At 73.1% G+C, this 23,919-nt stretch carries 19 protein-coding genes and 1 pseudogene; 8 read left to right on the top strand and 12 right to left on the bottom strand.

All coding sequences use genetic code 11. The annotated features are described in order from the left end of the window. Positions 1–16: 16 nt before the first annotated feature. Entirely contained in the window at positions 17–730 is a 714-nt protein-coding gene (locus ACFIF2_RS33700) for a CDP-alcohol phosphatidyltransferase family protein (RefSeq protein ID WP_395577094.1), read from the bottom strand. Between the two features lie 220 nt (positions 731–950). Here ACFIF2_RS33700 and ACFIF2_RS33695 point away from each other — a divergent pair, with 220 nt between their 5' ends. The 5 genes and pseudogenes from ACFIF2_RS33695 to ACFIF2_RS33675 all read left to right on the top strand — a co-directional run. Next, positions 951–1,958, top strand: a complete 1,008-nt coding sequence (locus ACFIF2_RS33695) for a zinc-binding alcohol dehydrogenase (RefSeq protein ID WP_395577086.1) — start codon at positions 951–953, stop codon at positions 1,956–1,958. A 141-nt stretch (positions 1,959–2,099) separates the two neighbouring features. Beyond that, entirely contained in the window at positions 2,100–2,498 is a 399-nt protein-coding gene (locus ACFIF2_RS33690; protein WP_395577085.1) for a 6-pyruvoyl trahydropterin synthase family protein, read from the top strand. Next, positions 2,495–3,694: a glycosyltransferase family 4 protein gene (locus ACFIF2_RS33685; protein WP_395577084.1), complete on the top strand. Its 1,200-nt coding sequence runs from the start codon at positions 2,495–2,497 to the stop codon at positions 3,692–3,694. The genes ACFIF2_RS33690 and ACFIF2_RS33685 overlap by 4 nt, the downstream gene beginning before the upstream one ends. Further along, positions 3,691–4,740 (top strand): SAM-dependent methyltransferase, encoded by a 1,050-nt coding sequence (locus ACFIF2_RS33680; protein WP_395577083.1) that lies wholly within the window; start codon positions 3,691–3,693, stop codon positions 4,738–4,740. Before ACFIF2_RS33685 ends, ACFIF2_RS33680 begins: the two co-directional genes overlap by 4 nt. Positions 4,741–4,928: 188 nt before the next feature. Then, positions 4,929–5,669 (top strand): annotated as a pseudogene (locus tag ACFIF2_RS33675) (YbhN family protein); the annotation flags it as partial. A 140-nt stretch (positions 5,670–5,809) separates the two neighbouring features. Here ACFIF2_RS33675 and ACFIF2_RS33670 read toward each other — a convergent pair. Beyond that, positions 5,810–6,544: a creatininase family protein gene (locus ACFIF2_RS33670; protein WP_395577082.1), complete on the bottom strand. Its 735-nt coding sequence runs from the start codon at positions 6,542–6,544 to the stop codon at positions 5,810–5,812. Between the two features lie 77 nt (positions 6,545–6,621). Between ACFIF2_RS33670 and ribA the strand changes: the two genes are divergently transcribed. Continuing rightward, positions 6,622–7,281 carry a GTP cyclohydrolase II gene (gene ribA / locus ACFIF2_RS33665; RefSeq protein ID WP_395577081.1) on the top strand — a complete coding sequence of 220 codons (660 nt, stop codon included), beginning with the start codon at positions 6,622–6,624 and terminating at the stop codon, positions 7,279–7,281. Between the two features lie 56 nt (positions 7,282–7,337). Here ribA and ACFIF2_RS33660 read toward each other — a convergent pair whose 3' ends face one another. From ACFIF2_RS33660 to ACFIF2_RS33650, 3 genes are all read right to left on the bottom strand, one after another. Next, complete coding sequence (locus tag ACFIF2_RS33660) at positions 7,338–8,567, bottom strand: serine hydrolase domain-containing protein (protein WP_395577080.1); 1,230 nt, start codon at positions 8,565–8,567, stop codon at positions 7,338–7,340. A 67-nt stretch (positions 8,568–8,634) separates the two neighbouring features. After that, the gene (locus tag ACFIF2_RS33655) at positions 8,635–10,047 is read right to left on the bottom strand and encodes an MFS transporter (protein ID WP_395577079.1); all 1,413 of its coding nucleotides are present in this window, start codon (positions 10,045–10,047) and stop codon (positions 8,635–8,637) included. A gap of 184 nt (positions 10,048–10,231) precedes the next feature. Next, complete coding sequence (locus ACFIF2_RS33650; RefSeq protein WP_395577078.1) at positions 10,232–10,897, bottom strand: TetR/AcrR family transcriptional regulator; 666 nt, start codon at positions 10,895–10,897, stop codon at positions 10,232–10,234. Between the two features lie 176 nt (positions 10,898–11,073). Between ACFIF2_RS33650 and ACFIF2_RS33645 the strand changes: the two genes are divergently transcribed. Together ACFIF2_RS33645 and ACFIF2_RS33640 are read left to right on the top strand one after the other, a co-directional pair. Next, entirely contained in the window at positions 11,074–11,952 is an 879-nt protein-coding gene (locus ACFIF2_RS33645; RefSeq protein ID WP_395577077.1) for a shikimate dehydrogenase, read from the top strand. Between the two features lie 14 nt (positions 11,953–11,966). Further along, complete coding sequence (locus ACFIF2_RS33640) at positions 11,967–13,784, top strand: TIM barrel protein (protein ID WP_395577076.1); 1,818 nt, start codon at positions 11,967–11,969, stop codon at positions 13,782–13,784. Positions 13,785–13,822: 38 nt separating this feature from the next. Here the strand turns inward: ACFIF2_RS33640 and ACFIF2_RS33635 are convergent, their stop codons facing one another. From ACFIF2_RS33635 to tkt, 7 genes are read right to left on the bottom strand one after another with little or no spacing between them, the layout of a single operon-like run. Next, the gene (locus tag ACFIF2_RS33635; protein WP_395577075.1) at positions 13,823–15,283 is read right to left on the bottom strand and encodes a membrane-associated oxidoreductase; all 1,461 of its coding nucleotides are present in this window, start codon (positions 15,281–15,283) and stop codon (positions 13,823–13,825) included. A 56-nt stretch (positions 15,284–15,339) separates the two neighbouring features. Continuing rightward, positions 15,340–16,221, bottom strand: coding sequence for a phosphogluconate dehydrogenase (NAD(+)-dependent, decarboxylating) (gene gnd, locus ACFIF2_RS33630; RefSeq protein WP_395577074.1), 882 nt, complete (start codon positions 16,219–16,221; stop codon positions 15,340–15,342). Between the two features lies 1 nt (position 16,222). Further along, positions 16,223–17,875 carry a glucose-6-phosphate isomerase gene (pgi, locus tag ACFIF2_RS33625; RefSeq protein ID WP_395577073.1) on the bottom strand — a complete coding sequence of 551 codons (1,653 nt, stop codon included), beginning with the start codon at positions 17,873–17,875 and terminating at the stop codon, positions 16,223–16,225. After that, positions 17,868–18,803, bottom strand: a complete 936-nt coding sequence (opcA, locus tag ACFIF2_RS33620) for a glucose-6-phosphate dehydrogenase assembly protein OpcA (RefSeq protein ID WP_395577072.1) — start codon at positions 18,801–18,803, stop codon at positions 17,868–17,870. Before opcA ends, pgi begins: the two co-directional genes overlap by 8 nt. Next, positions 18,800–20,578, bottom strand: a complete 1,779-nt coding sequence (gene zwf, locus ACFIF2_RS33615; protein ID WP_395577071.1) for a glucose-6-phosphate dehydrogenase — start codon at positions 20,576–20,578, stop codon at positions 18,800–18,802. Before zwf ends, opcA begins: the two co-directional genes overlap by 4 nt. After that, on the bottom strand, positions 20,575–21,744 hold the full coding sequence (gene tal, locus ACFIF2_RS33610) for a transaldolase (protein WP_395577070.1): 1,170 nt from the start codon (positions 21,742–21,744) through the stop codon (positions 20,575–20,577). The genes zwf and tal overlap by 4 nt, the downstream gene beginning before the upstream one ends. A gap of 30 nt (positions 21,745–21,774) precedes the next feature. After that, a complete protein-coding gene (tkt, locus tag ACFIF2_RS33605; protein WP_395577069.1) occupies positions 21,775–23,859 on the bottom strand; it encodes a transketolase in 2,085 nt (694 codons plus the stop codon). Positions 23,860–23,919: the final 60 nt, after the last annotated feature.

Genomic DNA, 23,919 nt, shown 5'->3' with positions numbered 1-23,919 from the left:
TCACCGCGTCACCGCGTCACCGCGTCACCGGTTCCCGTACCGCCGGCCGGGCCGGCGTCGTCCGGGCGGCACGCCCCGTCCGCCACAGCCACCCCACGTCCCGCCCGAACGACCACACCAGCAGCCCAAGCGCCAGCAGCACCACCCCGGCGTTCGCGGGACGCGGCAGCACGTCCGCGCCCGCCAGCAGCAGCAACACGCCCTGCAGCGCGGCCACCGTCTTGCGGGCCGTGCTCGGCGGGAGAGGGGCGGTCAGCCACGGCCAGACGCGTGCGGCGCCGACGAAGACGTACCGCATGGCGCCGATCAGCAGCACCCACGGGCCCAGGTCCATCGCGACGTACACGCTGAGGACCAGGATCAGGAACGCGTCGACCTCCATGTCGAAGCGCGCGCCGAGCGGGGAGCAGGTGCCGGTGCGGCGGGCGACCTTGCCGTCCACCCCGTCCAGGAGCAGGGCCACGGCCGTCAGGCCGACGAGCAGGGCGACGGGCGGTGCGCCGCTGAAGGAGTCCGCGACCAGCGCCGTCACGCCGCCGACCAGGGCGGTCCGGCCGAGGGTGACCCGGTTGGCCGGGCCGAACGACGGCAGCCTGGAGCGGTGCAGGGCCCTGGACAGCACCGCCCAGGTCGCGAGGGCGAACACCAGGCCGGTCAGCCAGCCGGCGGTGCCCAAGCCGATCGCGGTACCGAGCAGGGCGAGCAGCAGGATCTGTGCCCCCGCCCCCACCGCGGTCTCCTGCTGAACGGGCCTCGCGTCGTAAGCGTCATATGTGCTGCCGCAATATGTGCTGCCGCACGAGTTGACGTACGAGTTGTCGTACGTGTGGTTCAGGGCCACCGAACACCCTCCGGCCGAGTGACAGAGTCGATCAACGCCGCTACCTTGTGCGCGGCTCGTGCATCCCTCGGTACGTGGGCGGCTTCCCGATCGTTCAGGAGGACATCCGATGACTGGCACGGCACGCGCGTTCTGGCTCGAAGCGCCAGGCCGGGGCGCGATCCGCGACGTGAGGCTGCCGGTTCCCGGCGTGGACGAGGTGCTCGTGCGCACGCTGTTCAGCGGGGTGAGCCGGGGCACGGAGACGCTCGTCTTCGGCGGGCGGGTGCCCGAGAACCAGTACGCGGCGATGCGCGCCCCGTTCCAGGAGGGCGACTTCCCGGGGCCGGTGAAGTACGGGTACCTCAACGTCGGGGTGGTGGAGGAGGGCCCCGAGGACCTCGTCGGGCGTACCGTCTTCTGCCTCTACCCGCACCAGACCCGGTACGTCGTCCCGGCCGCGGCCGTCACCCCGGTGCCCCCGGCCGTTCCCGCCGCGCGGGCCGTGCTCGCCGGCACCGTGGAGACCGCCGTCAACGCCCTGTGGGACGCGGCGCCCCTGGTCGGTGACCGGATCGCGGTGGTCGGCGGCGGCATGGTCGGGTGCTCGGTGGCGGCGCTGCTGGCCCGCTTCCCGGGCGTCCGCGTCCAGTTGGTGGACTCCGACCCGGACCGGGCGAAGATTGCCGAGGCCCTCGGTGTCGGTTTCGCGTCCCCCGCCGACGCGCTCGGCGGTCTCGACCTCGTCGTGCACGCCAGCGCGACCGAGGCGGGCCTCGTCCGGTCACTGGAGCTGCTGCGGCCCGAGGGCACCGTCGTCGAACTGAGCTGGTACGGCGACCGCCGCGTCGCCCTCCCGCTCGGCGAGGCGTTCCACTCCCGTCGCCTGACGCTGCGCGGCAGCCAGGTCGGCACCGTCTCGCCGGCCCGCGCCGCCGGCCGCACCTACGCCGACCGGATCGCCCTCGCCCTGGACCTGCTCGCCGACCCGGCACTCGACGCGCTCGTGACCGGTGAGTCCGCGTTCGGTGAACTGCCGGACGTGATGGCCCAGTTGGCGTCGGGATCGATCCCCGCCCTGTGCCACCGGATCCGGTACGACGGCGAGCACGACGGCGAGCACGGCGGGGAGGACTGACCCGACGGGGTCCCGCGGCGCCTGACCTTGCGAGAAAGACGTACGGCCCGCTGAACAAGGGAAGGTACGGAGCCGTAATAGACGGCGCCCCGCGCGGCGATCGGCGGGGGATCAGACGTGCCACACCTGGAGGGTCGTCCGTTGTTCAGCATCACCGTCCGCGATCACATCATGATCGCCCACAGTTTCCGCGGCGACGTCTTCGGGCCCGCCCAGCGCCTGCACGGAGCGACGTTCCTGGTGGACGCCACCTTCCGGCGCGAGTCGCTGGACGAGGACAACATCGTCGTCGACATCGGACTGGCCACCCGGGAACTGGGCGCCGTCGTCAGCGAGCTGAACTACCGCAACCTCGACAACGAACCCGACTTCGCCGGGGTCAACACCTCCACCGAGTTCCTGGCCAAGGTCATCGCCGACCGGCTCGCCGAACGGGTGCACAAGGGCGCGCTCGGCGAGGGGGCCGAGGGGCTGGCGGGGCTCACCGTCACCCTGCACGAGTCGCACGTCGCCTGGGCGAGTTACGAGCGTGCGCTGTGACCGACACGTCCACCGAAGCGGCGACCGGGCGCCCCCGGCTCGCCCACGTCCCCGCACAGAGGCCGGCCCCGGCCCCGGACCACGGGGGGATCGTCCCCATGTCCCTGCGCTCCGTGCACTTCGTCCTGCCCGGCGGCGTCGACGACCCGGCCGCGCCGAGCGGCGGCAACGCGTACGACCGGCGGGTGCGGCTGGACCTGCCCGGTTTCGGGTGGCGGGTACGGGGCCTGCCCGTGGCCGGCGACTGGCCCCGGCCGGACACCGCCGCCCGCGCCGAACTCGCCCGTGTTCTGCGCCGGTTGCCGGACGGGGCCGTGGTGCTGCTCGACGGGCTGGTCGCCTGCGGCGTCCCGGAGGTCGTCGTACCGGAGGCCGAGCGGCTGCGCATGGCCGTCCTCGTCCACCTGCCGCTCGGTGACGAGACCGGCCTCGACCCCGCCGTGGCCGCCGACCTGGACGCCCGTGAACGCACGGTGCTGCGGGCCGTCCCGGCCGTGGTCGCCACCAGCGACTGGGCGGTCCGCCGCCTGGTCTCCCACCACGGTCTCGACCCGGGCCGGGTCCACGTCGCCGCCCCCGGCGCCGACATCGCGCCGCCGGCGCCCGGCACCGACGGCGTCTCCCGGCTGGTGTGCGTCGCCGCCGTGAGCCCCCGCAAGGGCCAGCACCGGCTGGTGGAGGCCCTCGCGACCGTCACCGACCTGCCGTGGACGTGCGTGTGCGTCGGCGGACTCGGGCACGACCCGGCCTACGTCGACGCTCTGCGGGACCTGATCGCCCGGCACGGTCTGGAGTCCCGGCTGGTGCTGGCGGGGCCGCGGTCCGGTGCGGAACTGGACGCCACCTACGCCACCGCCGACCTGATGGTCCTCGCCTCGTACGCCGAGACGTACGGCATGGCGGTGACCGAGGCGCTCGCGCGCGGCATCCCCGTGCTGGCCACGGACGTCGGCGGCCTCCCGGAGGCGCTCGGCCGCGCGCCCGACGGCGGGGTGCCCGGCATCCTCGTCCCGCCGGAGGACCCCGCCGCCCTCGCCGCCGAACTGCGCGGCTGGTTCGGTGAGGCGGACGTACGGCGCCGGCTGAAGGCCGCGGCGCGCGGCCGGCGCGCGTCCCTGAACGGCTGGGCGGCGACGGCCCGGAGCCTGGCCGGCGTACTGCACCGGCTGCCGGACGAACCCCGGAGGGCGGCATGAGGAAGACGACGGCGACAGCCGGCGCGGCGACCCCGGCCCTCCCGACGGACCCGCACGACGCCCCCGACCCGGCCGCAGGCGTGCTCGCGGGGGCGGGTCCGGCCGAGCCACCGGCCGTTCGTGCGGGCGAGCCGCCCGCGGAGCGGGCCACCGTGCGGCTGCGCGCGACGCCGGGGCGTTCCGCCGGAGGTCCCTCCGGGGGGCCCTCGGGTGAGGTGCCGCGCTACGCCCCCGAATGGCTGCGGCTGCGCGAGCCCGCCGATGCCGCCGCGCGGGCGCGTGACCTGCTCGATCCGCTGCGCGCCCACCTGGCCGGCCTGCCCGGCCGCGCGGACGGGCTGGTCGTGCACGACGTGGGCTGCGGCACCGGCTCGATGGGGCGCTGGCTCGCCCCGCTGCTCGACGGCGCCCAGCACTGGGTGCTGCACGACCGCGACCCCTACCTCCTGCACTTCGCCGCCGCGGCCGCCCCGCGTTCGGCCGCCGACGGCAGCCGCGTCACCGTCGAGACGCGGCGCGGCGACCTCGGTCGTCTCACCCCGGAGGCGTTGGCGGGCGCCGCGCTGGTGACGGCCTCCGCGCTGCTGGACGTCCTCACCACCGAGGAGGTCGGCACCCTCGCCGCCGCCTGCGCCGCGGCCGGCTGTCCGGCCCTGCTGACCCTCTCCGTCGCCGGACGGGTCGACCTCGACCCCGCCCATCCCCTGGACGAGGAGATCGCCGAGGCGTTCGACGAGCACCAGCGGCGCACCGGCCTGCTCGGTCCGGACGCGGTCACGGCGGCGGCGGAGGCCTTCGCCGGGCACGGCGCCACCGTACGGGCGCACCCCAGCCCGTGGCGGCTCGGCCCCGACGAGGCCCGGCTCACCGCGCAGTGGCTGCGGGGCTGGGTCGGCGCGGCCGTCGAGCAGCGTCCGGAGCTGCGCGAGCGGGCCGGGCCATACCTGAGGGACCGTCTGTCGGCCTGTGCCGCCGGGGAGTTGCGGGTCGTGGTCCACCACACCGACCTGCTGGCGCTGTGCCGTCCGACGGGTGGGGGCTCGTGAGCGCGCCCACGGTACGGGCGGCGGAGGTCCCCGCGCGGGCGGCGCGGCGGGGCACACCGGCCGACGAACGGTTCCCTTCCAGTCCCCCCACCTCGGCCGTCGGTCGCGTCCCTTCCCGTCGCCGTGCCCTGCGCGCCCACCTGGGCACCCTCGCGGGCGTCGCCGTCCTCGCCGTACTGCTGTGGCGGATGGGCACCGGCGTGTTCCTGGACGGGCTGCGCCGGATCGACGGGCCCACGCTGCTCGGCGCCCTCGGGATCGGGCTGGTCACCACGGTGTTCAGCGCCTGGCGCTGGGCCCTGGTCGCCCGGGCGCTGCGCGTGAGGCTGCCGCTCGGACCGGCGGTCGCCGACTACTACCGCGCGCTGTTCCTCAACGCCGCCCTCCCCGGCGGCGTCCTCGGCGACGTGCATCGCGCGGTACGGCACGGGCGCAGCGCCGGTGACCTGGGGCGCTGTGTGCGGGCCGTGGTCCTCGAACGGACCGCCGGACAGCTCGCGCTGACCGGTGCCGCCGTCGCGGTGCTGCTCACGATGCCGTCCCCGGTGCGGGCTCAGGCCCGGCAGGTCGCGCCGCTCGGGGCAGTGGCCGTACTCGGCGTGCTCGCCGTCGTCCTCGCCCTGCGCGGGAACCGGGCGCCCTCGCGCCGGGGGCGGGCCCTGCGGGCGGCGCTCGGCGAGGCGCGCACGGGGCTGGTGTCCCGGCGGAACCTGCCGGGGGTCGCGGTGTCGTCCCTCGTCGTCCTGGCCGGTCACCTGGGGATGTTCGTCCTCGCCGCCCGGGTGGCCGGCAGCGGCGCCTCCGTCGCCGTACTGGTGCCGTTGGCGGTGCTGGCGCTGCTCGCCATGGGGCTGCCGCTGAACGTCGGCGGCTGGGGCCCCCGGGAGGGCGTCACCGCCTGGGCGTTCGGCGCGGCCGGACTGGGCGCGGGTACGGGGCTGAGCGTGGCCGTCGTCTACGGGGTGCTGGGCGTCGTGGCGAGCCTGCCCGGCGTGGCCGTCCTCGCCGCCCGCTGGTACGCGGGTCTGCGCACCGGCCCCGGCCACGGCCCCGCCGCGGACCCCGGCCACTACCCCCGCTCGGCCGTCAGGAGCGAGAAATACGCCCCGAAGGAATCCGCGAGGCTCGCCAGCAGTTCCTTCCCCTTTTCCGCCGAGCCCAGCGAAGGGCGCCCGATGACACCGGAATCGGTATAGGCGGACATACCGAGGGAGAGCAGATGACGTCGGTCGTCCGCGACGAAATCGGCGGCCTCGTAACCGGGCCGGACATATTCGGGATGCGTGTGCAGAAGAATGGAGGTCTCGATTTCCCCCGCGTGCATGTCGGTGAGCAGCGACGTGACCACCCCCGCCCGCTCCCGTGCCGCCTCCCAGTCCTCGGCGGCCGGGAACAGCGCCATCCGCTCGCCGCGCGCGGTGGACTCCTGGACGGCGTTGCCCAGGACGTAGTTCCCGCCGTGCCCGTTGACCACCACCAGGGCGTCGACGCCCGAGCGGCGCAGCGAGTCGGCTATGTCCCGTATCACCGCGTGCAGGGTCACCGAGGAGATGCTCACGGTCCCGGGCCAGTCCGCGTGCTCGTGCGAGCAGCCGATCGTCACCGGCGGGAGCGGGTGCACCGGGTACGCGCCGGCGATCTCCCGGGCGACGGCGCAGGCGACGAGCGTGTCGGTCGCCAACGGCAGGTAGGGGCCGTGCTGTTCGTAACTGCCCACCGGCAGTACCGCGACCTGCCGGGTCGTTTCGGAACCCCGCCCGCGCACGTCCTCGGTCGTGTCCGCCGGCACCAGTGAACCATCCATTCCCGCACGGCCTTTCGTCCCGGTCGATCGATCTCTCGAATCAACTGTTGAGCCATCTTTTGAGGAACGCGAGAATCATGACAGAAAAAATCGGTGTACTCGGCAAGAAGGCGTCGCAGCGCACGGACGTGGAACGCGTCGTGGTGACGCCGCTCCCGACCGTGTACGGGGAATTCCGGGCGTACGGCTATTTCGACCACGAGCGGGGGGACGAGCAAGTGGCCCTCGTCCACGGCGATCCGGGCGCCGACGGCGTCCTCACCCGGCTGCACTCGGAGTGCCTGACGGGCGACGCCTTCGGCTCCCGGCACTGCGAGTGCGGCGACCAGCTCGCCTGCGCCCTGCGCGCGGTGGTCGCCGCCGGCCGCGGTGTCGTCGTCTACCTGCGCGGACACGAGGGGCGCGGCATCGGGCTGCTCGCCAAACTGCGCGCCATGGCGTTGCAGGCGGAGGGTCTGGACACGGTGGAGGCCAATCTCGCGCTGGGCCTGCCGGTGGACGCCCGCGACTACGGGGTCGCCGCCCGGATCCTCGCGGACCTGGGGGTGCGGTCCGTCCGTCTGATGTCCAACAACCCCCGCAAGCGTGAGGCGTTGGTGCGGCACGGCATCGAGGTGGCCGAGCAGGTGCCGCTGCTGATACCGCCGTGCGAGAGCAACATCACCTACCTGCGCACCAAGCGGGAGCGCCTGGACCACCACCTGCCCCACCTGGACGCGGTGGCGCACCTGTCCTGACCCCGCCCCCGACTCCGACGCCGACTCTGACCCCGACGCCGAACGCGGCGTCGAGGTCAGTCCCGGACGGCCTCGTGCACGAGGCGCTTGAGGTCCCGGAAGACCGTGTGCGAGCGCCGGGGCCGCACCTGGGTCATGAACTGCACCGTCAGGTCCCGGCCCGGGTCGACCCAGAAGGTGGTGGTGGCCACCCCGCTCCAGCCGTAGGTGCCGAGCCCGGAGGGTGCCTGGGTGCGGGCCGGGTCGATGACGACGGAGACGCCGAGGCCGAAGCCGACCCCGTCGTTGCCGGGTTCGTCGTGGGCGGGGCGGCTGCCGAAGGCGCGCAGATCGGCGTCGCCGGGCAGGTGGTTGCGGGTCATCAGGTCCACCGTGGCGGGGGTGAGCAGCCGGACGCCGTCGAGTTCGCCCCGGCGCCGCAGCAGTTCGGTGAAGCGGTGCCAGTCGTACGCCGAGGAGACCAGGCCGCCGCTGCCCGACAGGAACCGCGGCCGGCCCCGCAGGGGCAGCCCGGGGACGGGTTCGATGCCGCCGTCCTCCGTCTCCCCGTACAGCTCGGCCAGCCGGCCGGCCCGGTCGTCGGTGACGTGGAAGCCGGTGTCCGCCATACCGAGCGGGCCGAAGATCCGCTCGGCGCAGAACACGTCCAGCGGCTGCCCGGACACCACCTCCACCAGCCGCCCGACGACGTTGCTGGCGACCGAGTAGTTCCACCGCGTGCCCGGCTCGAACTGCAGGGGCAGGCTCGCGTACAGGTCGACGGTCTCGGCCAGTGACGCGCCCGGCCGCACCGACGACTCCAGACCGGCCGCCCGGTACAGCTCGTCCACGGGGTGGGCGTGGTAGAAACCGAAGGTCAGCCCGGCGGTGTGGGTCATCAGGTGCCGGAGCAGCACGGGTCCCGAGGCCGGCCGGGTGACGAGGTCGTCCGCGGTCCCCGCCACGTACACCCGGGACTCGGCGAAGGCCGGGAGGTACCGGTGCACCGGGTCGTCGAGGGACAGCCGGCCCTCCTCCACCAGCATCAGCGCGGCCACGGACGTGACCGGCTTGGTCATGGAGTAGATCCGCCACAGCGTGCCGGCCTCGACGGGCAGGCCGGCCGCCACGTCCCGCAGGCCGTGCGTGGTCAGGTGCGCGACGCGTCCGCCACGGGCGACGGCCACCAGGAACCCGGGCAGCCGTCCCCGCTCGACCTGCCGGGCGAAGTGCAGGTCGAGCCGTTCCAGGGCGTCCGGATCCAGCCCGGCCGCGCCCGCGTCGATCTCCTGCCGCAGCGGTGCCATCCCCATCGCCCTCCTTGGTCGTCCGTCGAGGTGCGTCCGGCATACCCCGCGGCGGCGAGTTCAGACGTCAGGACCCGCCGCTGCCCCCGGTACGGGCCTCGACCGCCTCCCCGGCCGTCACCGTCCCCGTCCGCGACCCGGGCAGCGGAGCCTCGCGGCGGGCGTGCTCGCCCAGGTCCTCGGTCGGGACCCGGTGGGTCTCGCGGGCCGTCAGCGCGGCGATCACCGGCGGCACGCACAGCGCCGCCGTGAACAGCGCGACCGCGAACCAGTCGTCGCCGTCGGGACCGGCGATCTGCGCGGCGAAGGTCACCGCGAACCCGGCCACCGCGAAGCCGATCTGCGTACCGATCGCGACGCCGGACAGCCGGACCCGGGTGGAGAACATCTCGCCGTAGAAGGCGGGCCACACGCCGTTCGCGGCGCTGTAGACGACCCCGAAGGCGATGATGCCGGTGAGGAAGGTGAGCGCGTAGGAGCCGGTCGAGATCGCCCACAGGTACAGGAACATCGTCACCGCGCTGCCCACCGCGCCGATCAGGTACACCGGCCGTCGGCCGATCCGGTCGGACAGCGTCGCCCACAGCGGGATCGCGGCGAGCGCGACGACGTTGGCGAGGGCCCCCACCCAGAGCATGGCGGTACGGGACATGCCGACCGCGTCGCTCGTGGCGTACGCCAGTGCCCAGACCGTGAAGATCGTGCTGACGGAGGCGATCAGCGCGCCCGCGACCACCCGCAGCACGTCCGCCCAGTGGTCCCGGGCCAGCACGGCCAGCGGCATCTTCACGACGCCCTCGGTGGCCGCCTGCTGCGCGAAGGCCGGTGTCTCGTCCAGCTTGCGGCGGATGACGTAACCGACGACGGCGACCGCGACGCTCAGCCAGAACGGCACGCGCCAGCCCCAGGACAGCAGGTGCTCCTCGGGGAGTGCGGCGACGGGGAGGAAGACCAGGGTGGCGAGCAGCTGTCCGCCCTGGGTGCCGCTGAGGGTGAAGCTGGTGAAGAAGCCGCGCCGGTCCGGCGGCGCGTGCTCCAGGGTCATGGAGTTGGCGCTGGCCTGCTCGCCCGCCGCCGAGATGCCCTGGAGGATCCGGCACAGCACCAGCAGGACCGGGGCGAGGGTGCCGACCTGGTCGCGGGTGGGCAGACAGCCGATCAGGAACGTCGACACGCCCATCAGGATCAGCGTGAACACCATGATCTTCTTGCGGCCCATGCGGTCGCCGATGTGCCCGAGGAAGAACGCGCCGACCGGGCGGGCGGCGTAGGCGACGCCGAACGTGGCCAGCGACAGCAGGGTCGCGGTGGCCGGGTCGGACTCGTCGAAGAAGACCTCGGGGAAGATCAGCGCGGCGGCGCTGCCGTAGATGAAGAAGTCGTAGTACTCCAGGGCGCTGCCGATCCAGGCGGCGGTCGCGGCCTTCTTCGGCTGACCGGGCGGGGCGGCACCCTGGGACGCGGGGGCGGGGACGGACACGGCGTTGCTCCTTCGGGGGACTCCACGGTAGGCGGAGTGAGCGGAGGGGAGAAGTGCCGATCGGCTAATTAACCCACTGGGTAGTTAGTCGCGGTTGGGAAGGGATGTTGCGCGCCGGTTTCCCCCGTGTCAAGGGGTCCCGTCGTAGTCCCGTCGCGGTGCCTTCGTCCCCCGGCCGCCGCCGTCAGTCCGCCGCGCGCTCCGCCGTGAGGTATGCGATCACCATGTCGCCCAGCATGGCGCGGTAGTGCTCGCGCTGGTCCGGGGCGACCAGGTCGCGGCCGAACAGGGCGCCGAAGGTGTGCCGGTTGGCGACCCGGAAGAAGCAGAAGGAGCTGATCATCGCGTGCAGGTCGACGGCGTCGACGTCGGCGGTGAACAGACCGGAGCGCCGCCCCTCCGCCAGGATCCGGCGGATCACGTCGAGCGCCGGGGAGCCGATCCTGGCCAGCATCTCCGAGGACGCGATGTGCTCGGCGTCGTGGATGTTCTCGATGGATACCAGGCGGATGAAGTCGGGGTGCTGCTCGTGGTGGTCGAAGGTCACCTCCGCGAGCCGCCGGATGGCCGCCACCGGGTCCAGGTGCTCGACGTCCAGCCGCTGCTCGGCCTCCCGGATCACGCCGTACGACCGCTCCAGCACGGCCGTGAACAGCTGCTCCTTGCCGCCGAAGTAGTAGTAGATCATCCGCTTGGTGGTACGGGTGCGGGCGGCGATCTCGTCGACGCGGGCCCCGTCGTAGCCGGCCCGGGCGAACTCCTTGGTCGCCACGTCGAGGATCTCCGCCCGGGTGCGGGCGGCGTCGCGGGTGCGCGCGGCGGTTCGGGCCGGTTCGTCGACGCTGGTCATCGGGTTCCTTCGGCTGCGGGGCGGCGGGGCTGCGGGGCGGGCTGCGGCGGGGGTGTGCCGGTGATTGTAGAAGGCCCGGCCTTCCCCTGGGCCTCGCCGTCCTGCTATGACTAACGTACTGGTTCGTACATTGATCGCTCGGGCGGCAGCCCGGGCCGCTCAGGAGGTCGTCCCCGGTGGCCAAGGACTCGTATCTCGTCGGACTGATCGGTTCCGGCATCGGCCCGTCGCTCAGTCCGGCCCTGCACGAACGGGAGGCCGACCGGCAGGGCCTGCGCTACGTCTACCGGCTGATCGACATCGACACCCTCGGTGTCGCGCCCGAGGCGGTGGGCGACCTGCTGCGCGCGGCGCGGGACCTCGGCTTCGACGGGCTGAACATCACCCACCCGTGCAAACAGCTCGTCATCGAGCACCTGGACGCCCTCGCCCCGCAGGCCGAGGCGCTGGGCGCGGTCAACACCGTCGTGTTCGACGAGGCCGGCCGGGCGACCGGTCACAACACCGACGTCACCGGCTTCGCCGCGTCCTTCGCCCGCGGGCTGCCCGACGTGCCGCTGGAGCGGATCGTGCAGCTCGGCGCCGGCGGCGCGGGCGCGGCCGTCGCCCACGCCACGCTGACCCTGGGCGCCGGACGGGTCACCGTCGTCGACGCGGTGCCCGAGCGGGCCGCCGCCCTCGCCGCCCAGCTGAACCGGCACTTCGGGGACGGCCGCGCCGCCTTCGCCACCCCCGACGGACTGCCCGGGCTGCTGGCCGCGGCCGACGGCGTCGTGCACGCCACCCCCACCGGCATGGCCGCCCACCCCGGGCTGCCCCTGCCCGCCCCGCTGCTGCACCCGGGCCTGTGGATCGCCGAGGTCGTCTACCGCCCGCTGGAGACCGAGCTGCTGCGGGCCGCCCGCGCGCTGGGCTGCGCCACCCTCGACGGCGGCGGCATGGCCGTCTTCCAGGCCGTGGACGCGTTCCGGCTGTTCACCGGGCGGGAACCCGACGCCGCGCGGATGCTCGCCGACATCACCGGCCTGGCCGGTGCCGTGGCCGCCCCGAAGTAGGAAGAGGTACCGACGTGCGGACGTCCATCGCCACCGTCTGTCTCAGCGGATCCCTCACCGAGAAGCTCACCGCCGCCTCCCTGGCCGGCTTCGACGGCGTGGAGATCTTCGAGAACGACCTGCTGGCCAGCCCCCTCACCCCCGAGGAGATCCGGGCCCGCTGCGCCGACCTCGGCCTCACCATCGACCTGTACCAGCCCATGCGGGACATCGAGGCGCTGCCCGAGGACGAGTTCGCCCGCGCGCTGCGGCGCGCCCGGCACAAGTTCGAGCTGATGGGCCGGCTCGGCGCCGACACCGTCCTGGTCTGCTCCAGCGTCTCCCCGTACGCCGTGGACGACGACGCCCTGGCCGCCGAGCAGCTCGCCCGGCTCGCCGGCCTGGCCCAGGACCACGGGATCCGCGTCGCCTACGAGGCCCTCGCCTGGGGCCGGCACATCAGTACGTACGACCACGCGTGGCGTGTCGTCGAGTCCGCCGGTCATCCCGCGCTCGGCACCTGCCTGGACAGTTTCCACATCCTCTCGCGCGGCAGCGACCCCAAGGGCATCGAGGACATCCCCGGCGAGAAGATCTTCTTCCTCCAGCTCGCCGACGCCCCGCTGCTCGCGATGGACGTCCTGCAGTGGAGCCGCCACTACCGCTGCTTCCCCGGCCAGGGCGGCTTCGACGTCGCCGGGCTGCTGCGGCACGTGCTGCGCGCCGGATACGACGGCCCGCTGTCGCTGGAGGTCTTCAACGACGTCTTCCGGCAGTCCGAGGCCGGCCCCACCGCCGTGGACGGCCGGCGTTCCCTGCTGGCCCTCCAGGAGAGCGTCTCCCTCGCCGCGCCGCCCGCGCCGGTCGTCCCCACCGACGTCGCCTTCGCGGAACTGGTCACGCCCGACGCCGCCCCCGTCTCCGCCGTGCTCGGCGCGCTGGGCTTCGCCCGGACCGCACGGCACCGGGGCAAGCCGGTCGACCTGTGGCAGCGCGGCGACGCCCGCGTGCTGGTCAACACCGGCCCGGCCGAGCGCCGCGACGGCACCCGGCTCGCCGCCGTCGGCCTGGAGTCGCCCGACCCCGCCGGGGCCGCCCGCCGCGCCGAGGCCCTGCTCGCCCCCGTACTGCCGCGCCGCCGCGCACCCGGGGACGCGGCCCTGGAGGCGGTCGCCGCGCCCGACGGCACGGAGCTGTTCTTCTGCGCCACCGGGCGCCCCGGACCGCCCGACTGGCGCGGCGACTTCGACGACGTCGCGCCCGCCCCGCACGACGTCGCGCCCGCCCCGCACGACGGCGGGCCCTGGCGCGTCGACCACCTCTCCCTCACCCAGCCCTGGCACCAGTTCGACGAGGCGGTGCTCTTCCACCGCGGCGTGCTCGGCCTGCGCCCGCAGGAGAGCGTGGACGTCGCCGACCCCTACGGCCTGCTGCGCAGCCGGGCCGTCGCCACCGAGGACGGCGCGGTGCGCATCGTCCTGACCGTCGGCCCGGCGCCCACCGACGACACCGCGCACGCCCAGCACATCGCCCTGGCCACCGACGACGCGGTCGCCGCCGCCCGCCGCTTCCGTGCCGCCGGCGGCACCCCGCTGCCCATCCCGGCCAACTACTACGACGACCTCGCCGCGCGCTTCGAGTTCGCCGACGGCGAGCTGGAGACGTACCGGGAGCTGGGCGTCCTCTACGACCGTGACGCGCACGGCACCTTCCGGCACTGGTACACGCACACCGTCGGCCGGGTCTTCTTCGAGGTCGTCCAGCGCGACGACGGCTACCGCGGCTACGGCGCGGCGAACGCCCCGGTGCGGCTGGCGGCGCAGCACGCGGTGCGGGGGTTCACCGGTGGCTGACGGCAGGGCGGTTCACTGGCGGCTGACGGCAGGGCGGTTCACTGGCGGCTGACGGTGCGGGTGAGGCCGGTGATCACCGTGGTGGCGAGGATCCAGCCTGTGATGATCAGGACGTGGGCCAGGGTCTGGTAACCCCCCTCGGGGGCGAAGGCGTTCTCCTGGCCGAAGGAGATCACCGGCAGCAGCAGGTCGAGCGTGTAGAAGACCGGGTCGAAGTCGGGGGACTCGGCCGGCTTCAGCGGCGGCGGGTGGTGCAGGCCGTAGACCACCGAGCCGACGGCGAGCAGCGACAGCAGCCAGCCGCCCGCGCGCAGCGGACGGAAGCCGTACCCGACCGTGACGTCCTGGAGGTGCCCCCACAGGCGGGCGTACCAGGGCAGGGTGCGGCGGTGCCGGCGCTGTTTGGCGAGCTGGACCCGCCGGGCCGCGTCGTCGTCGCCGATCCGGCGGTAGGCGGCGGTCAACTGCTCGTAGGTGAAGGGGAGATAGCTGTCGCCCTTCTCCAGCATCGGCAGCCGTCGTTCGGCGGGCTCGTGCGGGATGAGCGCGGTGTAGGTGAGGTCGTTCAGCTGTACCCACTCGGGTACCACGTCAGGTTCCAGGAACAGCACCTCCACCTGGGAGCGGCGCAGGTTCAGCGCGCCCTCGGCCGCCGGGCCCTGCCGCAGCCACAGTTCGCCGATCACGCAACTGCTGGCCCGCAGCGCGGTCCCCCCGGGATTGGCCAGGCGCGCGTGCGAGAGGTCGAGGCGGCCGGGTATGCGCGCGCCGCGCAGTTCCAGCCGGCCCCGCACCTCGGCGTGCCGCAGCAGTACGTCGGCCTCGGCCGCCAGCGTCTCGGCCTGCAGGGCGGTGCCGCCCGGCTGGTCGAGCACGGCCTCGGCGAGGTTGACCGTCCCGGCCACCCGGGCTCCGTCGAGCCGCACCCTGCCCCGGGCCCGCAGTCCGGGCGCCCACAGGTCGGCGCCCAGGACGGCCTGGTTCAGCTGGAGCACCGGCCCTTCGGTGTCCGGCGCCTGGATCCGGGTGCTCTCCAGGTACAGGCTGCCGGTGATCTCCGCGCCGCCGAGCCGCACCATGCCGCCGAACCGGGCGCGGGTCAGCCGCAGCACGCCCTCCACCCGGACCGCGTGCGAGATCAGCCCGGGGAGCACCGACTCGCTCAGGTTCAGGTCCCGCAGCCGCGCCGCGTACAGCGTGGGCGCGTCCTCGAAGTGGCAGTGCCGCAGCCGCACGGGGTGGTCGACCGTCGCGTACTGGAGTTCCAGGGTGCCCGTGACGCGGACGCCGGCCAGGTTGAGCGCGGGCACCTCGCCCTGCGCCCGGGGGCCGTCCAGCAGCAGCGACCGCAGCACACTCGCGCGTACGGTCCGCTCGGGCCCCCAGGAACCGCCGTCGGCGGCGTCCTCGTCGTCGCGGGCGCGGAAGTCCACGAGAGTGCCCGAGGCGAACGCCCGCCAGACGCGCGCCTCGGCCGGTGTCAGGTCGTCGATCTCCATCAGGGAGGGACTCTGACCCGAACCGGCCGGTCACGTCAACGCGCTTTTGGGACGGCCTACTTCTTGGCGGACTCCACCGCGTGGCCGCCGAACTGGTTGCGCAGCGCGGCGATCATCTTCATCTGCGGCGAGTCGTCCTGCCGGGACGCGAACCGCGCGAACAGCGACGCGGTGATCGCCGGCAGCGGCACCGCGTTGTCGATGGCGGCCTCCACGGTCCAGCGGCCCTCGCCGGAGTCCTCCGCGTAGCCGCGCAGGTTGTCCAGGTGGTGGTCCTCGTCGAGGGCGTTGACGGCCAGGTCGAGGAGCCAGGAGCGGATGACGGTGCCCTCCTGCCAGGAGCGGAAGACCTCGCGGACGTTGTCCACGGAGTCGACCTTCTCCAGCAGCTCCCAGCCCTCGGCGTAGGCCTGCATCATGGCGTACTCGATGCCGTTGTGGACCATCTTGGAGAAGTGCCCGGCGCCGACCCGGCCCGCGTGGACGAAACCGTAGGGGCCCTCGGGCTTGAGCGCGTCGAAGATCGGCTTGAGGTCGTCGACGTGCTCCTTCTCGCCGCCGACCATCAGGGCGTAGCCGTTCTTCAGGCCCCACACGCCGCCCGAGACGCCCGCGTCGACGAAGTTGATGCCGCGCTTGCCCAGCTCCTCGGCGTGCTTCTCGTCGTCCGTCCAGCGGGAGTTGCCGCCGTCGATGACGGTGTCGCCGGGCTTGAGCAGCGTCGCCAGCTGGTCGATGACGTGCTGGGTGGCGGCGCCGGCCGGGACCATCACCCAGACCGCGCGCGGCCGCTCCAACCGCTCGACGAGGTCGACCAGGCTGTTGACGTCGGCCTTCTCCGGATTGGTGTCGTATCCGACGACGGTGTGGCCGGCGTTGCGCAGACGCTCGCGCATGTTGCCGCCCATCTTGCCGAGACCCACAAGACCGATCTGCATGTCAGTGCACTTCCTTCAGTTCACGGTAGGCGGCCACCAGCGCGGCCGTGGACGGATCGAGACCGGGCACGTCGGCGCCCTCGGTGAGGGCGGGCTCGACGCGCTTGGCGAGGACCTTGCCCAGCTCCACGCCCCACTGGTCGAAGGAGTCGATGTTCCAGACCGCGCCCTGGACGAACACCTTGTGCTCGTACAGCGCGATCAGCTGGCCGAGGACGGAGGGGGTCAGTTCCCGGGCGAGGATCGTGGTCGTCGGGCGGTTGCCGGGGAACGTCTTGTGCGCGACCAGGTCCTCCGGCACGCCCTCGGCCCGCACCTCGTCCGGCGTCTTGCCGAAGGCCAGCGCCTGCCCCTGGGCGAACAGATTGGCCATCAGCAGGTCGTGCTGGGCCTTCAGCCCGTCGCTCAGCTCGGCGACGGGCCGGGCGAACCCGATCAGGTCGGCCGGGATCAGCTTCGTGCCCTGATGGATCAACTGGTAGTAGGCGTGCTGCCCGTTGGTTCCCGGCGTGCCCCACACCACCGGCCCGGTCTGCCACTGCACCGCGCGCCCGTCGCGGTCGACGGACTTGCCGTTGGACTCCATGTCGAGCTGCTGGAGGTAGGCGGTGAACTTCGACAGGTAGTGGCTGTACGGCAGTACCGCGTGCGACTGGGCGCCCATGAAGTTGCCGTACCAGACGCCCAGCAGGCCCAGGATCAGCGGGGCGTTGTCCGGGGCCTCGGCGTTCTGGAAGTGCTCGTCGACGATGCGGAAGCCGTCGAGCATCTCCCGGAAGCGGTCCGGGCCGATGGCGATCATCAGGGAGAGCCCGATCGCCGAGTCGAAGGAGTAGCGTCCGCCGACCCAGTCCCAGAACTCGAACATGTTGGCCGTGTCGATGCCGAAGCCGGCGACCTTCTCGGCGTTGGTCGACAGGGCGACGAAGTGCCGCGCGACGGCCTTCTCGTCACCGTCGAACGCGTCCAGCAGCCAGGACCGGGCGGAGGTCGCGTTCGTGATCGTCTCGATGGTGGTGAACGTCTTGGACGCCACGATGAACAGCGTCTCGGCCGGGTCCAGGTCCCGGACCGCCTCGTGCAGGTCGGCGCCGTCGACGTTGGAGACGAACCGGACCGTCAGCTCGCGGTCGGTGAAGGCGCGCAGCGCCTCGTAGGCCATCGCCGGGCCGAGGTCGGAGCCGCCGATGCCGATGTTGACGACGTTCCTGATGCGCTCGCCGGTGTGGCCGGTCCACTCGCCGGAGCGAACCCGGTCGGCGAAGGCGGCCATCCTGTCGAGCACGGCGTGCACCTTGGGCACGACGTTCTCACCGTCGACCTCGATCACCGCGTCCCTCGGGGCGCGCAGCGCGGTGTGCAGCACCGCGCGGTCCTCGGTGACGTTGATCCTCTCACCGCGGAACATGGCGTCACGCAGCCCGAACACGTCGGTCGCGGCGGCCAGTTCCCGCAGCAGGGCGAGCGTGTCGTCGGTGACCAGGTTCTTGGAGTAGTCGATGCGCAGGTCGCCGACGCGCACGACGTAGCGCTCGGCCCGCCCGGGGTCCTGGGCGAACAGCTCGCGCAGGTCGGGTCGCGGCAGCGCGTCCTTGCGGTGGTCCGCCAGCGCGGTCCACTCCGGGCGCCGGTCCAGCTCGGGGGTGTCAGACATGGACGGGGTTCTCCTTGCCGGCCGCGCCGCGCAGGGCGACGGCGTACATCTCGTCGGCGTCGAGGCGCCTGAGCTCCTCGGCGATGAGTTCGGAGGTGGGGCGGACCTTCAGCGCGAGGGAGCGCGGGGGCTGACCGGGCAGGGTCATCGTGGCGAGCGGGCCCTCCGGGCGGTCGATGACGATCTCGCCGTTCGCGGTGCCCAGGCGGACGGCCGTGACGACCGGTCCGTCGGTGACCACGCGCTCGACGGTGACACGCAGCCGGGCCTCCAGCCAGCGCGCCAGCAGTTCGGCGGCCGGGTTGTCGGCCTCGGCCTCCACGGTCGCCGAGGTCACCGGCACCCGCGCCTGGTCGAGGGCGGCGGCCAGCATCGAGCGCCACAGCGTCAGCCGGGTCCAGGCGAGGTCGGTGTCGCCGGGGGTGTACGAGCGGACCCGGCGCTCCAGGACCTCCATCGGCCGCTCCACCGCGTACAGGTCGGTGATGCGGCGCTTCGCCAGCGCGCCCAGCGGGTCTCCCGCGGGGTCGTCGGGCGCGTCCACCGGCCACCACACGACCACCGGGGCGTCCGGCAGCAGCAGCGGCAGCACGACCGAGTCGGCGTGCTCGGAGACCTCGCCGTACACGCGCAGCACGACCGTCTCACCGGTGCCGGCCTCGGAGCCCACCCGGACCTCGGCGTCGAGGTGCGAGCGGGTGCGGTCGCGCAGGTTGCGGGGGTGGCGCTTGATGACGACCAGGGTGCGCGAGGGGTGCTCGTGCGAGGCCTCCTCGGCGGCCTTGATCGCGTCGTAGGCGTTCTCCTCGTCCGTGACGATCACCAGCGTGAGCACCATGCCCACGGCCGGGGTGCCGATGGCCCGGCGGCCCTGCACCAGCGCCTTGTTGATCTTGCTTGCCGTGGTGTCGGTCAGGTCGATCCTCATGGCCTGCGCCAGCTCCGTCCGTCTCGTGCGAGCATCTCGTCGGCTTCCCGCGGTCCCCAGCCGCCCGAGGCGTACTGGGCGGGCCGCTCGTGCGTGGCCCAGTACTCCTCGATCGGATCGAGGATCCGCCAGGACTCTTCCACTTCCTGGTGACGGGGGAACAGGTTCGCGTCGCCCAGCAGGACGTCCAGGATCAGCCGTTCGTACGCCTCCGGGCTGGACTCCGTGAAGGACTCGCCGTACGCGAAGTCCATCGACACGTCCCGGATCTCCATCGACGTGCCCGGCACCTTGGAGCCGAACCGCACCGTCATTCCCTCGTCGGGCTGGACGCGGATGACGATCGCGTTCTCGCCCAGCTCCTCGGTCGCCGTGGAGTCGAAGGGGGAGTGCGGGGCCCGCTGGAAGACCACGGCGATCTCCGTGACCCGGCGGCCCAGCCGCTTGCCGGTGCGCAGGTAGAACGGGACGCCCGCCCAGCGGCGGTTGTCGACGCCCAGCTTGATCGCCGCGTAGGTGTCGGTGGTGGAGGCCGGGTCGATGCCCTCCTCCTCCAGGTAGCCGGGCACCTGCGCGCCACCCTGCCAGCCGCCCGCGTACTGCCCGCGCACGGTGTGCGCGCCCAGGTCGTCCGGCAGCCGCACCGCCCGCAGCACCTTCAGCTTCTCGGTGAGCAGAGACGGGGCGTCGAAGGAGGCCGGCTCCTCCATGGCGGTGAGGGCCATCAGCTGGAGCAGGTGGTTCTGGATGACGTCGCGGGCGGCGCCGATGCCGTCGTAGTAGCCGGCCCGGCCGCCGATGCCGATGTCCTCGGCCATCGTGATCTGCACGTGGTCGACGTAGGACCGGTTCCAGATCGGCTCGTACATCTGGTTGGCGAAGCGCAGCGCCAGGATGTTCTGGACGGTCTCCTTGCCGAGGTAGTGGTCGATCCGGAAGACCTGCTCCGGGTCGAAGACCTCGTGCACGAGAGCGTTCAGGTCGCGGGCGCTGTCCAGGTCGTGGCCGAACGGCTTCTCGATCACCGCGCGGCGCCAGGAGCCCTCCGGGGCGTCGGTCAGCCCGTGCTTCTTGAGCTGCTGGACGACCTTCGGGAAGAACTTCGGCGGCACCGAGAGGTAGAAGGCGTAGTTGCCGCTGGTGCCGCGGGAGGCGTCCAGCTCCTCGACGGACTTGCGCAGCTGTTCGAACGCGTCGTCGTCGTCGAAGTCGCCGGGGATGAAGCGCATGCCCTCGGCGAGCTGCTGCCACACCTCCTCGCGGAACGGTGTGCGCGCGTGCTCCTTGACGGCGTCGTGCACGACCTCGGCGAAGTCCTGGTTCTCCCAGTCCCGGCGGGCGAAGCCGACCAGGGAGAAGCCCGGCGGCAGCAGGCCGCGGTTGGCCAGATCGTAGACGGCGGGCATCAGCTTGCGGCGCGAGAGGTCACCGGTGACACCGAAGATGACCAGTCCGGACGGGCCCGCGATACGGGGGAGGCGGCGGTCCTGGGGATCGCGCAGCGGGTTGCTCCAGTCGAGCGGCGCCACCGGCTCGGCGGCCGGCTCGCCCGCCCCGTCCGCCTTCGCGCCCTTGGCGGCGCCGGCCGCCCCGGGCTTCCTGCCGGTCCGCGCGGACCTGGACCCCTTGCCGCCCTTCGGTGCCCCGGCGGCCCCGGACTCCTCGGCCTCCTGGGCGTGCGACGGCCCCGCCGCGGCCTGGGCCGTCGCGGCCTCCTTGGCCTCCTTCGTCGCCTTGGTCTCGTGGACCGTCGTAGCGGGAAGGTCCTCGCTCATTCCCCGTCAACTCCCTTGCTGTTCAGGGACTTCGTCACGGCGTCGAGCAGGTCCTGCCAGGCCACCGCGAACTTGGCCACGCCTTCCTGCTCCAGCTGCTCCACCACCTCGTCGTACGAGATGCCGAGCCGCTCCACGGCCGCGAGGTCCGCCCGTGCCTGGGCGTAACCGCCGGTGACCGTGTCGCCCCGTACGTCGCCGTGATCTGCGGCGGCGTCCAGGGTGGCCTCCGGCATCGTGTTCACGGTGCCGGGAGCGACCAGCTCCTCCACGTACAGGGTGTCCCGGAATGCCGGGTCCTTCACACCGGTGGACGCCCACAGGGGGCGCTGGGCGTTGGCGTGGGCCCCGGCCAGGGCGGTGAAGCGGTCGCCCGGCCGGGTCGCGCCGTCGGCGGAACCGAACACGCTCTCGTACGCCTCGTAGGCCAGCCGCGCGTTGGCGAGCGCCGCCCTCCCCTTCAGGGCGAGGGCCTCGTCCGTGCCCAGCAGCGTCAGGCGCTTGTCGATCTCGCTGTCGACGCGGGAGACGAAGAAGGACGCCACGGAGTGGATGCCGGCCAGGTCGTGCCCGGCGGCCCGCGCCTGCTCCAGGCCGGCGAGGTAGGCGTCCATGACCTCGCGATAGCGCTCCAGGGAGAAGATCAGCGTGACGTTGACGCTGATGCCGGCGCCGACGACCTCGGTGATCGCCGGGAGACCCGCCTTCGTCGCCGGGATCTTGATCATCACGTTGGGGCGGTCGACCAGCCAGGCCAGCTGGCGGGCCTCGGCGACCGTCGCCGCCGTGTCGTGGGCGAGCCGCGGGTCGACCTCGATGGAGACCCGGCCGTCCCGGCCGCCGGTGGCGTCGTAGACCTCGCGCAGTACGTCGGCGGCGGCGCGGACGTCGGCTGTGGTCATCATGCGGACCGCCTCGTCGACGGTGACGCCCCGGGTCGCGAGGTCGGCGAGCTGCTCCTCGTATCCTTCGCCGGAGCCGATCGCGGCCTGGAAGATCGACGGGTTGGTGGTGACGCCGACGACGTTCTTCGTCCGGATCAGCTCGGCGAGGTTGCCGGACTCGATGCGCCGCCGCGACAGGTCGTCCAGCCAGATGGAGACGCCCGCCTCGGACAGGCGCCGCAGTGCTCCCGCGGTCGCGGTTGCTTCGGTCACAGTGATCATCTTCTCTTTCTGCTTCTCTTCGGTGTCGGCTCAGCCGCGGGCGGCGGCCAGGGACTCCCTGGCGGCGGCGGCCACGTGCTCGGCGGTGAGGCCGAACTCGGTGAACAGGGTCTTGGCGTCGGCGGAGGCGCCGAAGTGCTCCAGGGAGACGATGCGGCCCGCGTCCCCCACGTACCGGTGCCAGGTCAGGCCGATGCCCGCCTCCACGGCCACCCGGGCCCGCACGGACGGCGGCAGCACGCTCTCCCGGTACTCACGGGTCTGCTCCTCGAACCACTCCACGGACGGCATCGACACCACCCGCGTGGGCGTGCCCTCCGCCTCCAGGGCCTCCCGCGCGGCCACGGCGAGCTGCACCTCGGAGCCGGTGGCGATCAGGACGACGTCCGGGGCGCCGGTGGAGGCCTCGGCGAGCACGTAGCCGCCGCGTGCCGCGTCGGGGTTCGGCGCGTACGTCGGTACGCCCTGGCGGGTGAGGGCGAGGCCGTGCGGGGCGGGGTGGGTGGAGTGGCGCCTGAGGATCTCGGCCCAGGCGATCGCGGTCTCGTTGGCGTCGGCCGGGCGGACCACGTTCAGACCGGGGATGGCGCGCAGCGAGGCGAGGTGCTCGACCGGCTGGTGGGTCGGGCCGTCCTCGCCGAGACCGACGGAGTCGTGCGTCCACACGTACGTCACCGGCAGCTGCATCAGCGCCGACATGCGCACGGCGTTGCGCATGTAGTCGGAGAACACCAGGAAGGTGCCGCCGTAGACGCGGGTGTTGCCGTGCAGGGCGATGCCGTTCATCTCCGCCGCCATGGAGAACTCGCGGATGCCGAAGTGGATCGTGCGGCCGTACGGGTCGGCCTCCGGCAGCGGGTTCCCCTCGGGGAGGAAGGAGCTGGTCTTGTCGATGGTGGTGTTGTTCGAGCCGGCCAGGTCGGCGGAGCCGCCCCACAGCTCCGGCAGCACCGGGCCGAGGGCCTGGAGCACCTTGCCGGACGCGGCGCGGGTGGCGACCGCCTTGCCGGTCTCGAACACCGGCAAGGCGTCCTCCCAGCCGTCGGGCAGCCGGCCGGCGACCACGCGGTCGAACAGGGCCGCGCGCTCCGGCCGGTCGCCGCGCCACGAGGCGATCCGCTTGTCCCAGGCGGCGTGCGCCTCGGCGCCCCGGTCCAGGGCCCGGCGGGTGTGGGCGAGGACGTCGTCGGCCACCTCGAAGGACTTCTCCGGGTCGAAGCCGAGGACGCGCTTGGTGGCGGCGACCTCGTCCTCGCCGAGCGCCGAGCCGTGGGACGCCTCGGTGTTCCGGGCGTTCGGGGCGGGCCAGGCGATGATCGTGCGCAGGGCGATGATGGAGGGACGGCCGGTCTCGGCCTGCGCCGCCGTCAGGGCCGCGTACAGGGCGTGCACGTCGACATCGCCGTTCTCGGCGGGCTCGACGCGCTGCACGTGCCAGCCGTAGGCCTCGTAGCGCTTCAGCACGTCCTCGGAGAACGCGGTGGCCGTGTCGCCCTCGATCGAGATGTGGTTGTCGTCGTAGAGGAAGACCAGGTTGCCGAGCCGCTGGTGGCCGGCCAGGGACGACGCCTCGGCGGAGACGCCCTCCTGGAGGTCGCCGTCGGAGACGATCGCCCAGACGGTGTGGTCGAAGGGGGACTCGCCGGCCGGGGCCTCGGGATCGAACAGGCCGCGCTCGTACCGGGCGGCCATCGCCATGCCCACCGCGTTGGCGACCCCCTGCCCGAGCGGGCCGGTCGTCGTCTCCACGCCCGCGGTGTGCCCGTACTCCGGGTGTCCCGGCGTCTTCGAGCCGTGCGTGCGGAATGCCTTCAGGTCGTCCAGCTCCAGCTCGTACCCGGACAGGTAGAGCTGGGTGTAGAGGGTCAGCGAGGTGTGACCGGGAGAGAGGACGAAGCGGTCACGGCCGGTCCACTCCGGGTCGGCGGGGTCGTGCCGCATCACCTTCTGAAAGATCGTGTACGCCGCCGGGGCGAGGGCCATCGCCGTTCCCGGGTGGCCGTTGCCGACCTTCTGCACGGCGTCGGCCGCCAGAATCCGGGCGGTGTCGACGGCACGCCGGTCGAGTTCGGTCCATTCGAAGCGGTCCGCGCTGTCCACTGTGTGCGTGCTCATCTTCAAGAAATCCTCGATCGGAGCCGGGTGACTGGTCTGACGCGTTCAAACTTAAAAGTC

The sequence above is a fragment of the Streptomyces sp. BK79 genome, assembly GCF_044142145.1.
In the GTDB taxonomy this organism is placed as follows: domain Bacteria; phylum Actinomycetota; class Actinomycetes; order Streptomycetales; family Streptomycetaceae; genus Streptomyces.
This window is presented reverse-complemented; position numbering and strand designations above follow the sequence as displayed.

Excerpts from the sequence above, each read along its gene's own strand:
- ACFIF2_RS33695 (WP_395577086.1), top strand. The coding sequence starts at position 951 with ATGACTGGCACGGCACGCGCGTTCTGGCTCGAAGCGCCAGGCCGGGGC.
- ACFIF2_RS33680 (WP_395577083.1), top strand. The coding sequence starts at position 3,691 with ATGAGGAAGACGACGGCGACAGCCGGCGCGGCGACCCCGGCCCTCCCG.
- ACFIF2_RS33670 (WP_395577082.1), bottom strand. The coding sequence starts at position 6,544 with ATGGATGGTTCACTGGTGCCGGCGGACACGACCGAGGACGTGCGCGGG.
- ribA (WP_395577081.1), top strand. The coding sequence starts at position 6,622 with ATGACAGAAAAAATCGGTGTACTCGGCAAGAAGGCGTCGCAGCGCACG.
- ACFIF2_RS33660 (WP_395577080.1), bottom strand. The coding sequence starts at position 8,567 with ATGGCACCGCTGCGGCAGGAGATCGACGCGGGCGCGGCCGGGCTGGAT.
- ACFIF2_RS33650 (WP_395577078.1), bottom strand. The coding sequence starts at position 10,897 with ATGACCAGCGTCGACGAACCGGCCCGAACCGCCGCGCGCACCCGCGAC.
- ACFIF2_RS33635 (WP_395577075.1), bottom strand. The coding sequence starts at position 15,283 with ATGGAGATCGACGACCTGACACCGGCCGAGGCGCGCGTCTGGCGGGCG.
- gnd (WP_395577074.1), bottom strand. The coding sequence starts at position 16,221 with ATGCAGATCGGTCTTGTGGGTCTCGGCAAGATGGGCGGCAACATGCGC.
- pgi (WP_395577073.1), bottom strand. The coding sequence starts at position 17,875 with ATGTCTGACACCCCCGAGCTGGACCGGCGCCCGGAGTGGACCGCGCTG.
- opcA (WP_395577072.1), bottom strand. The coding sequence starts at position 18,803 with ATGAGGATCGACCTGACCGACACCACGGCAAGCAAGATCAACAAGGCG.
- zwf (WP_395577071.1), bottom strand. The coding sequence starts at position 20,578 with ATGAGCGAGGACCTTCCCGCTACGACGGTCCACGAGACCAAGGCGACG.
- tal (WP_395577070.1), bottom strand. The coding sequence starts at position 21,744 with ATGATCACTGTGACCGAAGCAACCGCGACCGCGGGAGCACTGCGGCGC.
- tkt (WP_395577069.1), bottom strand. The coding sequence starts at position 23,859 with ATGAGCACGCACACAGTGGACAGCGCGGACCGCTTCGAATGGACCGAA.